This is a genomic window from Hymenobacter bucti, from assembly GCF_042681145.1.
Classification (GTDB): Bacteria; Bacteroidota; Bacteroidia; order Cytophagales; family Hymenobacteraceae; genus Hymenobacter; species Hymenobacter bucti.
Map to the genome: position 1 here is coordinate 1 of NZ_JBHUFD010000007.1, position 12,164 is coordinate 12,164.

General features: G+C 52.1%; 11 protein-coding genes. 6 read left to right on the top strand and 5 right to left on the bottom strand.

The features are described from left to right. Positions 1-1,421: 1,421 nt before the first annotated feature. From ACFSDX_RS18300 to ACFSDX_RS18320, 5 genes are all read left to right on the top strand, one after another. Positions 1,422-1,820 carry a MobC family plasmid mobilization relaxosome protein gene (locus ACFSDX_RS18300; RefSeq protein WP_382316175.1) on the top strand — a complete coding sequence of 133 codons (399 nt, stop codon included), beginning with the start codon at positions 1,422-1,424 and terminating at the stop codon, positions 1,818-1,820. Then, complete coding sequence (locus ACFSDX_RS18305; protein WP_382316177.1) at positions 1,817-3,622, top strand: relaxase/mobilization nuclease domain-containing protein; 1,806 nt, start codon at positions 1,817-1,819, stop codon at positions 3,620-3,622. The genes ACFSDX_RS18300 and ACFSDX_RS18305 overlap by 4 nt, the downstream gene beginning before the upstream one ends. Positions 3,623-3,716: 94 nt before the next feature. Then, on the top strand, positions 3,717-4,133 hold the full coding sequence (locus ACFSDX_RS18310) for a hypothetical protein (protein ID WP_382316179.1): 417 nt from the start codon (positions 3,717-3,719) through the stop codon (positions 4,131-4,133). A gap of 190 nt (positions 4,134-4,323) precedes the next feature. Beyond that, positions 4,324-5,526 carry a M23 family metallopeptidase gene (locus tag ACFSDX_RS18315; RefSeq protein ID WP_382316181.1) on the top strand — a complete coding sequence of 401 codons (1,203 nt, stop codon included), beginning with the start codon at positions 4,324-4,326 and terminating at the stop codon, positions 5,524-5,526. 227 nt (positions 5,527-5,753) lie between these two features. Then, entirely contained in the window at positions 5,754-6,161 is a 408-nt protein-coding gene (locus tag ACFSDX_RS18320) for a hypothetical protein (protein ID WP_382316183.1), read from the top strand. Between the two features lie 227 nt (positions 6,162-6,388). Here ACFSDX_RS18320 and ACFSDX_RS18325 read toward each other — a convergent pair whose 3' ends face one another. The 4 genes from ACFSDX_RS18325 to ACFSDX_RS18340 all read right to left on the bottom strand — a co-directional run bounded on the left by ACFSDX_RS18325 (position 6,389) and on the right by ACFSDX_RS18340 (position 10,347). After that, entirely contained in the window at positions 6,389-6,967 is a 579-nt protein-coding gene (locus ACFSDX_RS18325; protein WP_382316184.1) for a recombinase family protein, read from the bottom strand. Beyond that, positions 6,964-7,638 (bottom strand): hypothetical protein, encoded by a 675-nt coding sequence (locus tag ACFSDX_RS18330; RefSeq protein ID WP_382316186.1) that lies wholly within the window; start codon positions 7,636-7,638, stop codon positions 6,964-6,966. Before ACFSDX_RS18330 ends, ACFSDX_RS18325 begins: the two co-directional genes overlap by 4 nt. Before the next feature lie 1,243 nt (positions 7,639-8,881). Next, a complete protein-coding gene (locus tag ACFSDX_RS18335; protein WP_382316188.1) occupies positions 8,882-9,217 on the bottom strand; it encodes a hypothetical protein in 336 nt (111 codons plus the stop codon). Positions 9,218-10,029: 812 nt separating this feature from the next. Continuing rightward, a complete protein-coding gene (locus tag ACFSDX_RS18340; RefSeq protein ID WP_382316190.1) occupies positions 10,030-10,347 on the bottom strand; it encodes a hypothetical protein in 318 nt (105 codons plus the stop codon). A gap of 330 nt (positions 10,348-10,677) precedes the next feature. Here ACFSDX_RS18340 and ACFSDX_RS18345 point away from each other — a divergent pair, with 330 nt between their 5' ends. Next, entirely contained in the window at positions 10,678-11,202 is a 525-nt protein-coding gene (locus ACFSDX_RS18345; RefSeq protein WP_382316192.1) for a helix-turn-helix domain-containing protein, read from the top strand. Positions 11,203-11,210: 8 nt separating this feature from the next. Here the strand turns inward: ACFSDX_RS18345 and ACFSDX_RS18350 are convergent. Continuing rightward, positions 11,211-12,164 (bottom strand): replication initiation protein (locus tag ACFSDX_RS18350; RefSeq protein WP_382316194.1); only part of this gene is annotated, 954 nt, incomplete at its 5' end.

A 12,164-nucleotide genomic window follows, 5' to 3' on the forward strand; every position in this document is an offset into this window, starting at 1 on the left:
AAAAAAAGCAAGTCTAGCTGCAACTGCGTGTATTCATAGCGGGCATTCGTGAGTGCGTTATGCTGACGTACTTCTAACTCCTTCTCCATTAGATGATATCTAACTGATTAAGGAGCAATTATACGTGAAAAACGCTAATGATTTACGACTACCGTTCTAAACTACCGTTTTTACTACACGAAAAGCCGTTTTTAGATACACGAAAAGCCGTTTTTACTACACGAAAAGCCGTTTTTACTACACGAAAAGCCGTTTTTACTACACGAAAAGCCGTTTTTGATGCCTGCAAGGTACTGTAAATCAATACTTTGTGAGCCCCTCAAATAATACAAAGCTTTACAAATACACAAATTGTGTTTCGCGCGAGAAGAAAAAGGCTTTTAGAATGTGGATAACTCGGTAACGTTCGAGCGGCGCAGCCCAAGCAAAAACAGCAAAATTCTAGAAGCCAGTAATTTGCGCGCATTGTGAAAAATATATATTACTAGTAATCAAAGTATAAAAATATAATTGCTGTGCTTATGTGCTATTATGGGCGGGGATAGACTTGGGTAGTTTTTCTCAACTGCACATCCGTTGTGTGCCTGGCAGTGGTACTCGTACCGAGAGTGTCAGATTAAGTGAGTACTGGGGCAGTTAGGAGGCCCAGGAAGGCCCCTAGTAGCTCCCGAGCCGAAGTGCGACCTGCTCCGTATGTTTGTGTAGCCTTACCGACAAACGGCGGCCCAGACCGAAGCCCAGACCGCCGTTATCCTAGGGATGCCCGAGCCAGTGGCTAACCACAGCTCGAACTGCTCCCCCTACAGCTGCCTTGAGCAGTTCTAAGGGGATACGAAACCAACTAGCCTGGCTAGCGGGTTTCACCTTCGCACGTTTACCCATTACTTGTGAGGTTGAGGGTGCTTAATCCACCCACTTCCTGAAGCCCTGACTGTGTCCGCAGCCAGGGCTTCGTCTTTTCAGACGACGCGTTGGCGGGATGACAACCGTGCGAGTACAACGAAGATAGAAGGCACTTGGCAGCTGGGTAATTCTTTGGTAGTTTTAAACTACTAACTAATTATTAGCTGTCCTATGGCAAGGCCCCGCAAAGTGCTGACCGGTGATGCTGCCGAACGGAAGCAAATGCATTTTCTATTGGAGGGGGCAGACTGTATTGCGTGGCGAAAAATGCTACAGGAGCTAGGCGGCATAGAAGCAGAACACGCTCGTAATGCCTTGCGCGCCTACATGGTCAGTAAGGGGAAGAATAGTAATTCTGAGTAGTCAGCTAGTATTCCTATGTACGTCCTAACGAATCCCTAACGCCCCCAATACCGTAAGCAAATGTAGTAAGGGAGCAAGACAGGTTTTGCTAGCGCAAAACGTCTTGCTTTTGGCTCCTATCGTCGCCAAAAGACCTAGTTCTAATATCCCATCTTATGAGTCAGATAGCCCCTACTTCAGCGGACGAGCCCAAGCCCAAGCGGCTGGGCGGGCGACCTAAAAAGGAGCCGGGGGAGAAGCTAAAGAGCGTGACCACGCACGTTTCGTTGGCCCGTTATGAAGAGTTAGAAGCGGGTGCGTCGGCAGTGCGGCAGCCGCTCTCGCAGTTCGTGCGACCCTTGGTAGAGGCCGGTGTGAAGGCCCGCAAGCGGCCAGTTTTGCAGCTCAGCGTCGAGCAGGACGGGTACTTGCGGCAGCTGGCGGGGATGGCCAATAACCTCAACCAGCTTAGCAAGCGGGCGCACCAAAGTGGGTTCGCGGCCGTGGCCCAGGAGGTGGAGGCGCAGGCCGCGACCCTCGATAGATTGCTGGACTATTTCGCCGACATGGTATGATTAGCCGCACGACTATTGGGCGCAGCTTCGGCGGGGTGGTGCGCTACCAGTTCGAGGGCCGCAAGGAGCAGCCCAGCGACAAGCAGGCCGAGGTGCTGGTGGCCGTCGGGGTGCGCGCTGACAGCGCGGCCCACATGAGCGCCGACTTTAATCGAGGTCGGCAGCTGAACCCTAACCTGGGGCAGGCCGTGTGGCACACCTCCCTGAGCTTTAACCCTGACGACGCGACCAAGCTCGATAGTGTCAAGATGCTGGCCATCGCGGAGGGCTACGTGCAGAAGATGGGGCTGGACAAGACGCAGTACGCCATCATTCGGCACCACGACCAGCCCGATAATCAGCACCTGCACATCATCGCCAACCGGGTAAGCGACGACGGGCAGACCATCAAAGACGGGCAAAACTTCTTCCGCTCCAAGCAAGCACTTAAGGAGCTGATTCAGGAGCACGGGCTAACCCCGCCCCAGGGCTTGCGGGTTGAGAAGCAACATCCTGAAAAGCTGCAAGGGGCCGAGCTTACGAAGCACGAAATCAAGGAGGCCCTGCACCAGGCGCTGGCCACGGCCCCCGACCGGCCGGCGCTGCTGGCTACCTTGCAGGCCCAGCAGATTAGCGCCCGCGAGTTCACCAACAGAGCCGGGGAGGTAACGGGCATCAGCTTCGAGAAGGACGGGACGGTGTTTAAGGGTTCGCAGCTGGGACGCAGCTACAGCCTGGCCGGCCTCGACCAGCAGCTGGCCACGAACCAGGCGCGGGAGCAGGTGGCGCAAGCCGCCGCGCTAGAGGCCGCCGCGCAAGCGCAGCGGCAAGTGGCCGCGCAACGGGCGGAAGCCGAGCGCCAGACGGCCCAGCGGCGGGCCGTGCAGGAAGCCGAGCGACAAGCCGCACAGCTGGCTCAGCAGCAGGCTGCGCAGGCGGCGAAAACGGCTGAGTTGCCGGCCGTAGAGCGCAAGTGGCACGCCGAGTACCAGCAATATCAGGCACGCGTAGCCCAGCACAACGTCCCCATTCAAGCGCACAATGCGCAGGTGACAGCCTACAGTGACTATCTGAAGGCTTATCCGGATGCCGCTGGCTTGCAGACCGTGCTCCAGGAGCTGGCCGCAACCAAGGGCCTGGGAGGTTTGCAACTCGCTTTGGAACGCCAGGGTCAGGACTTGGCCAGCCATGCGCGCAACGTGGTGAATACGTTCGGGCAGGAAGAAGCCCTGCGGCAACAGGCCAAAGGCCTCTTTGGGCTCGGGCTGGGCGCGAAGGCGAAGGAGGCCACGGAAAAGCTGGAGATACTGACCAACAAGGGCCGCTATGTCCCGGACAATGAGCACCGCATGTTTGCTATTTACACGGCCTTAGCGGCCAAACCCGCCCCCGTACCCGGGTTCGAGGCCCGCACCTATCACCAGCCCGAAGTCGTGCCCCTGAGTCTGGCCGCCTACGCGGCGCAGCGGGAGGCGGAGCGCCGGGCTGTGGTGCTGGTGAGTGAGCCGGCACACGAGGTGCATACGACGGGCCGCGCTGAGGCCTTGCAAATGACGTTGAAGAGTCAGGGGGCCACCACGCAGCTCACCCACCGCCTCGACGCGCACGGAAACCGGCTGAGTGAGTTGCTGGTGCAGTACAGCTTGCAGAGTGCCGAGCTGCAAAAGGTGAGCCACACGCTGGACTGGGCGCAAGGTCGGGAGGGCTACCAGGTGCAGGAGCGCGAAGGCGACCGGGCGCAGCGCCAGGCTCCCGGTCAACAAGCGGCCCAGCAGCGCCTTGACCGGGGCGAGAGCCAGGGTTACGGCGGACGCAGTATGTGAGTACTATTGACTTTTTACATACTAGGAGGGTCGTTTCCAACATGTAAAAAGCCTTTGCCTTGTTTAAATAACGGTTTTGTTAGTTCCTAACTCTATGAACATTAGTTGGCTGACCTATCAGCAGGGGAGATGGGTATTTTGGAGTGCCTTAACGTTGTGCTGGGTGCTCGTTTTCTTATCCGTTTGGCTGAAGAGTGAGGACATCATTTTCAATGTGGTAACGGCAGTCTTCTGGAGTATTGCCATTACCTTCTGGCACTGTCGGGGCTATTATATCACTGTGGAGCCATCTGCTACCTTATGCTTCCGCGATAGTTTTCGCACGTTTCGGCATCCGTGCGCGAGTCTGGCCCGCGTGGAGTCCATCAGCGGCTTTTCCTACCAGTTGGTGTTGACCACTGGGGAAGCCTTTCTATTTTCGGACCATCCTAGCCGGAATGGGTTTGGTAAACAGCCGGAGAGGGCCCGCGAGTTAGCGGCGATTATTAAAGATACCTGCGCCAGTGCCTAACATAAGGGCTTAGTTCTCGCCAAAGTACCACGCGAAGCACAGCAGCCGAGCAGCTCCAAACCTACCACTTTTCCAAGGAATGTCTGAGAACACACATTATGTACTTGAACGATAAGGGTAAACGCTGCTTACTCCATTCATAGGGCCTTTCTGGCTTTTGTTCAACTAGTTTTGTTGCTTTCAGAGGCCAATGGCGTATTCAATCCTTATCCTTTGCCGCAAGTGGTGGCAGCTCATTCTAGGCAGTTTTGGGCTGGTAATGAGTAGCCTAGTTACGGTTGCTCAAGTTGCCCAAGCCCCGGTCGAAGTACGTGTACCAGTGACTCCGCAACCAGTTAGGGGTAGTGATGGCCTGCTGCATGTAGCATATGAGTTGCACCTGACCAACTACTATCAATCAACGGGCCCCCTTCGGCTGAAGCAAGTCAACGTCCTCGCTAACGAGACCGCGCTGGTGTTGGCGGACTTTTCTGCCGCCCAACTGAACGGCTTGCTCGCTCACCCAGCGGAAAAACCGGATACGGCGGGGGTGCCGCTGGAAGCTGGTAAACGAGTCGTGCTATTTCTCTGGTTGACACTCTCCGCCGACCGCCCACGCCCGCAGTTCCTCCGACATCAACTCGTCTTTACCACTTCCACGGGCGTACGCCAGCTGGTGGATGGCGTGCGAACGCCGCTTGAGGCAGCTTCTCCAGTCAGACTGGGTGCGCCGCTGCGTGCCGGCCCGTGGCTGGCGCACGAGGGACCCGGTAATCCTCACTCGCACCACTGGACGGGGGTTGTAGTGGTGAACGGTCAAACCACGATTCCTCAGCGCTATGCTATAGATTTCTTTGGGCTTACGCCGGCCGGACACGGTGTTCGCCGGGTATCCCTGGACCAACTGAAAACCTCGACCCATGTAGACTGGGTAGGTTTTGGTGCCGAAGTACTGGCGGTAGCTGATGGGGTGGTGCGCGATGCCCGAGACGGCGAGCCCAACCAGCCGGTGATGGTTTCGCCCCCTTCACCAGTGGATTTAACGGAGCGCACCTTAATGGGCAATTTTGTGGTTCTGGAAATAGCGCCGCACACCTTCGTACACTATGCCCATTTGCAGCCAGGTAGCGTGGTCGTAAAAGTGGGGGAGCGTGTGCGACAGGGAGCCGTGTTGGGCCGTCTTGGGCAATCAGGTAGCGCGAATGCCCCGCACCTACATTTTCTAGTGAGTAACTCCACTGCTTTCGAAGAATCCGAGGGGCTACCCTTCGTCTTCGAGTCATTTGACAACTTAGGTTCGGCGACGCTTCGCCAAGTTCTAGACCAAGCTGCTCTGGTGCCGATTGGACCTGCTTTCCAAAAGTCTTGCCGACAACAATTGCCCTTGGATGACAGTGTAGTGCGCTTCAAGTGAGCCCAACTCAATAATAAAAAGGCTGGCTCAAAAAGGTGCGCATTACGGACCCACCCTTTTTCGGCTTCTTAAACCCCCGCCACACGCCAGAAACGCACTCGGTGCGGACTTTCTGAGCCAGCACGTCGGCGAGGTACTTTCTGAACCCCTCAAAGTGCGCCTTTTGGATGCACAGTAGTGGTTCAGCAACGACCGTTACTTTGGAGCATGAAACCTAGCAAGCAGCCGTGAAAGAACCTGTTTACACGATTACGGATTGGTACGATGGCCCTCGGAGAGGTGTCGCCAATTTTGACGGAAAGCCTTATTACTATGAGTGTCAGTGGTATGCTGGCATCGATGCCGGCTTCGAGGCGGTGCCTGGGGACTACTTACTAACACCGTTGGATGCTGAAACCTATCAATTGGCACTGGAGGATTGGGCCATTTGGGAACGATGGGAGGCCGCCTTTGCGGCGGGAACGACCACCCAAGCTACCCACCCCACCCTGCCCGAGGACCAGGCTAGACACGATGAAATAGAACAGGTACTCCTAACTAAGTTGGTGACTAACCTGCATTTCTGTCAGCGAGCAACAGGGAGATTTCACTACATCGGGGGAAAGTCGTTCGTTGAATGGACGACTATACTCTAATCCGTGCCCATCCAAGAAACGCACATCTTGGCAGGTAATTGACTGTTCGAAAAACTCTCTCGCAAAACGGCCTCGAAAACCGTGTTTTCGGGGCCGCTGGCGTGGGTAGCAAAGTCGTTCGAGAAACAGTTGTTTTGTAGTCCACAAAAGGGTAGTAAAAAAGGCCCCGAAAACCTGCGTTTTCGGGGCCTTTGTGCGGGGTGGCTAAGTAGTCCACAAAAGACCCATTATATGGCATCCTGTGCTAAACGGTTGACAGCAGCTACTGAAACACCTAGTTTGCGGGCAGTAGCTCGTTGGCCAGAGCCACGGGCTAGCTCCTCTCGTATACTGGCCAGCATCTCGTCAGGTATGCTAGGTCGCCCTGGCTTTTTCGTGCTACGGGCTTGGCCAGCCTTTATACGCTCACTTAAACGTACGCGCTCTTGCTTAGCGATAGCAGCCAAGAAGCCGATAATAGCCTCCCGAAATAAGCCAGTACTGTCGAGGTACTGCTCAGTGAAGGATTTAAATTGAACGCCGGCCGCTTGCAGCTTCTGTAAGTGATTGAGCGTTTCGGTTACCCCCTCACGGCTGAAGCGGTCAAGGCTCCAAAACAATACCACATCGAAGCGCCGCTGATGGGCATCGCCGAAGAGTTGCTGGAACTGGGGTCGCTCGGCGCTGCCGCCACTCTCTTGGTCGCAGTACTCCTTATATACAGTGTAACCTAGCCGCTCGGCAAAGGCGCGTAGCTCGCGGATTTGGTTTTCGTTGGTCTGGCCTTTGTCTTTGGTTGAGATGCGGGCATAAATAGCGGCGATCATAAGCTAGTACCATTAGTTTTAGCAACAAAGTCTAACACACTAGCCTCCATTAGTTGCACCTGCCGTTCATCATACTCTGTGTATTTGCCGTGTGCTGCCTTATTCCTTAGATCTAACCAAGTAGTTACTGATTTTTGGTAAAGCTTTCCATATACTCCTGCACCAGATAAATCATTGTTCATTCGGTCTGCAGTTTTGGGTATGTCTTTGCCCTCTTTTAAAGTAGTTACATCTAACCCATTCTTAACACAAAGCTGCCGCAAATGCTCTTCTAAGACTCCGCCTATCATCACCGCAGCTGCATCCTTGTAACCCTCCTGTAAAAGATGGCTAGCCATCTCTAAGAAATCTGTGAATATTTCTGCTGATACTATTTTCTTGAAAGTAAATAGCCACCCATCCTCGACATCGTGCCTGAATGCCTTGAAGACACCAACGCCAGCGTTTAAAGACAACAGCCTTGTGTTATCCATAGCCGACTTGAATTCTTTGAAAGAACTATGATTTTCACCTAGCGTATTTCCAAGAAGGGAGAGTGCAGCTGCTTTAAACTCGTAAAATGGCTCCGTATGGACATGTTTTACGCCTATTGAATCCCAGATTTTAGTTCTTGCTACTGCTGCGAGTGTAAGAATGGAATCTATTCTTTTTAGAAGTATTTCAGTTGTCATTTAATGGTGTGTGAAAAAGCGTTCCTTATAGTGTTTGTAAAACTACTGTTTTTGGAACACTTTCCAAGTAGGCCCTAATGGGGCCTAGAAGGCCAGTTTTTAGGGCTTTTTGAGAGGGGATTTTTGGAACACCCATCCAGCCAGTTCACGCTCGTATAATGGAGGGCTAAGCTACCCCCACTTACAGCTTGGAAACGCCGGTTTTTCGGGCCGTAATCAGGCACCGTTTTTTGGAGGGTGGAAATTAGGCTACAGGCTAAGGAAGTGCTTTCCCGTTGAGGTGGTTCAGAAACTCACGCTCGACCTCATTGGCGAGCCGTGAGCCGTGTTTAGCTTCCACAGAATGGGTAGCTTCGGAAGTTGCACCTTTCGGGGCCGGGCTATCTCGTGTAGTTTCACGTTTGCAGCCAGTTATTGACTACTAAGTAAGCCCTACCTGTTGCTAATTCGAGTAAGTCTATGGCTCTGCAAGCTCTTTCCATCACAGACCAACTTAACTGGCTCCCTACCCAGCCGCCACACGAGGCTACCGCTTGCCCGGCTTTATCCAGTGGTTATGACGCCTACCTCAAGCTCTTGCTCCCGTTGGGGATTGACCTCGATGTCCCGATTGCCACTTATTCGTTTGCCAAGCGCACGGTTGCGGACTTGAATGCCCGCGCTGCCTTTTGGGATACGTATCATATTCAGCAAGGCCAGCCGGACCCTACACGTTTACAGCCGATTACTTATCGCGAGGTGAGTGCTCAACTTGGGGTAGGGTATGACGTAGCCTTTGACAGTACCGCTATTCGGCGGCACTATGGTGAGTGGCCGCCACACTTAGGCAGTTGTGCGGCCTTGGAGGAAGCCTTTGTACACCAACTTGTCCACGTGCTCGGGCCACAGCAGTCCGCATATTTGTATGGGTCTGCGGACGAGGGCAATGGCGTTTTGGATGCAGCAGGCTTTCGCCAAGATTGGTTGGCCCAGGGGCAAGTGGCGGACTTAGTGACCGTATACCAGCAGCAGGGCCAACTCCCTACCTACTGTTTTGCTCCAGACCATTCGTGGTGTCTTTACCAGGGGGAGGTAGAGTGGGTAGCACTGGGCTGCGCAGCTTCGGTAGCACACGCTTTCTTAGCAGAGGCGACGATAGAAGCCTTTCGGTTGTGAAGCTCACCCAATGCCTCGCCACCTTGTCACCTTTTCTAAACGTTGGTTTAAGAAACGTGACAAGCTTATGACGTTTGCCAACAGTGGTTTAATGAGGCTGCCTTAAGTAGCGCACCTGCTCACACAAAGCAAATACAGCCTCCCATCTGCTGTCGCCCTTAATTCGCTCAACAATAGTCGGGTTTTGAGTCAAGTAGTCCACCTTAGCTTCTATTTCAACACAGAGGTTTTTTACCTCCTCGGTGACGATGCCAGCATGCAGTAAAATATCCAGATTGATAGGATGAAAAAAGGTGCCCACACTGACAGCAAAGTCCTCGTACAAAAGCTCTAACAGTTCTTCCGGACCATCTAGTCTAATTCCACAGACATTAGCTGTATCATCAAAATCAGCTGTTCTTCTTTTTAATTCGGCTTTATCCATTGCCTAAAAATATGGTTTTTACAGCAAAGCTGCGATTCGCATAGCACAAGCGTTATCTAGTTTTTATCCCTTAACATAACATTCCTTCTCGGACACACCTCGGAAAAGTGGTAGGTTTCGGTCTCACTGGTCACTGCGCTTGGTATGGTATTTTGGCGAGGACCAGACCCTAATGTAGCGTTTACTAAACTCGTTGAGCCCTATGGCGGCTTACTCCCACTTAATAGTGGGTAGTTGCGAGCAGTTCACGAAAAGAAGGATTTGAAACGCTTGAGTCTTTTTAAGGTGCTGCACCAAAAAAATGGCCGAGGCTCCTTTGCGAAGGACGCTACTGATTGAGCATCTAGGCCAAGCTCCTTCTGGGCCCACTCTGGTTCGGTCAAGGGAGAGTGTAGCGTCAGCTGGTAGGTGCGCTTATTCGCGTACACCTTTCTACCAAACTGGTCTGCACACATAATTTTCACTAGAATTTCCTCCCCCTTCTTATGCAGTCCTTCGGTCTCCAACAGTCGAAAGTGGAGCGTGGCGACATAGAACGAGTAGCCGCAGGTCGGCGGAAGGCTATCGGCGGAAAAATGAATGAGCTGCGCCTGTACTACCTGTCCAAAGGCTAGGTTAGGCAGCAGCAAACAGCAGCATAGTAGTACTTGATGCATGATTCACTTCGGGTAAGCCTATGCTTTGCGGAAATGTAAGCCTCGTTCAAGAAAACGGTGATTCAGATTCAGACGAAAGCCTTTTTACATGCTAGAAACGACCGTTTCCAATATGTAAAAGGGCTTCTCGAACAAGTCTGAGAATCGGTGCGGTTTTTATATATCCGATAAAACACCTGCTAGACCAAGTGTAGCTGTGCATTCCTGAACCCAGGTGAGGACACCAGATTCCTGACTTGCGGTGGCCGTATGTAGGAGCACATAGATTTCTCGTGCGGACACTATTATCAAGAAGTCTTCGTCCCAAGCTATTGGCCCTGAAGCTGCATAGGCATAGCTCAGTCGATAGCCGCTGGCTTGTTGTTCTACCTGCACTAAAAACCAACGGGGAGTGAGTTGTAAGTGATGGGTGAGTTCCTCTAATTGAGGCAGAGTTAATGGTGTTGTAAAGACGAAACCATATTCATATCCCATAACTAAATCTATGCAGTATTGCCGGGCTTATAACGTTTATTGAACCCACGTTTAATAAACGTTATGAGCTCGGCTGGAATGGATAGTGCTTAGAAAGAGCTACTACTTAGAGAAGATGCTTTACATCCCAACGGTCCATACCAGCAGGAGATTAATAGGTAAGCTGCTAAGCCAAAAACTGACTAATCAGCCTGACTAGTCGGAGAATGATTGATGACTAGTCATCGCATAACTAGCTAGCCATCTAAGAATTAAGGCTTGACTAGTCAAGCGTTGCGTGACTAGTCAGATAATGCATTAACTTGCGAGCTCTGACTAGTCATTGCCAATATGGAAGTTAACACTGATTTTCTGACGATTAAGCAGGCCGCCCAGCACGTGAATAAGTCGGAACAGACTATCCGGCGACTAGTCAAGCAACATGCGGAGACTAATCATATTCGAATTGAAGCAACAGTAAAAGGCAACGTTTATCTGATTAGTCAAGCCTTCCTAGCTGACCAATACTCACTAGTCAAAGAATTAGTAGAGGCCCCACCCCCTGCCATCAGTGAACCAGAACAGGAGTTGGAGATAGCTCTATTAAAGCAGCAGTTGTCTGAGCGTGACCAAACGATTCATCAACTACAAAACCGCTTGTTGGAGCAGAATGACGTGTTGAATGCCTTGACTAGTCAAATGAATAGTCAGCGTATCGGACGCATTGAGGAACTGCTACTTAACCAGAGCGAACAGTTGGGCGAACTGCAAAAGCGAATTCCTGAGTCAAAAGAGGTCCTAGTAACACAACCCATATCAGAGCCAGCACCAGAGCCAACTAAAAAGGGTTTCTGGCAACGGGTTTTCGGGAAGTAGCGGGGAAGTTACTTAACCTCAGCTGGCTTGTCGAATAGCGGCCCGCTATTGGCTTTTTTAATTCCCAGCACCGTCAGTAGTAGCCCCGAGAGCGAGTGCGCCTTAGCGTGTTTACCAGTTTTTAGGTCGTGGGCGAACTTGTTGCAGGCCGCGACGTGGGCAGCATTGCCAAGGATAGTGGCCACGAGGGTGGGCGTGATGATGCCAATTTGAGCCAGTAGGCGACCAGCGTTGTCCACTTGGTGCTGTTGAAGGCCAGCCGGAGCCGCCGCGCCCTGTACCAGTTCAAAGGGGATAGTTTCGGCTAAGGCTTGGGGCTTAACCGTGAAAATGATGTTTTTGAAAGCTTTACCCTTCTTCTCTAGCTTGTAGCTGACGTGGAGTTCTGTATGCTCGTTGATTTGCTTGACCGCAATATCTAAAACCTTGCTTTTTAGGTCGCTAACCCTTTCAACCTTGTCATTTCCCTTCTCGTCAATCAGACCGAGCATCCTCTTAAATTCCTCTATGTCATACTTTTTCGTTTCGCCTAGGTCTTTCCACTGGCTACATAGCGGGTAAATGCGCTTAGCGTATTTGCTAGTGAGACGAAGTGCAGCTGCCAGCGCGTAGCTGGTGAAGTTGTTTTTGAGTTCAAACAGGTAGGGTAAAACATGTCTGGTTAAGTCAAATTCAATGATTCCTTGCCCTTTGAGGTAGCGTATTCGTTGGAACATCCAAAGCTGTTGATACTCGTTCGCATCTTCTACTTCCAGCATACGAGAACCCATATCAGCTGTGGCTTTTTGTAGGTAAGCCCCATTGTATCGCTTACCAGTCAGGCTAGACAGCTCCATAATGTCTAGTTTGTAGACAGTATCTGTTTCGCCCTTCCGCAGTTTGGAGATGATGAAAAAAAGCAAGTCTAGCTGCAACTGCGTGTATTCATAGCGGGCATTCGTGAGTGCGTTATGCTGACGTAC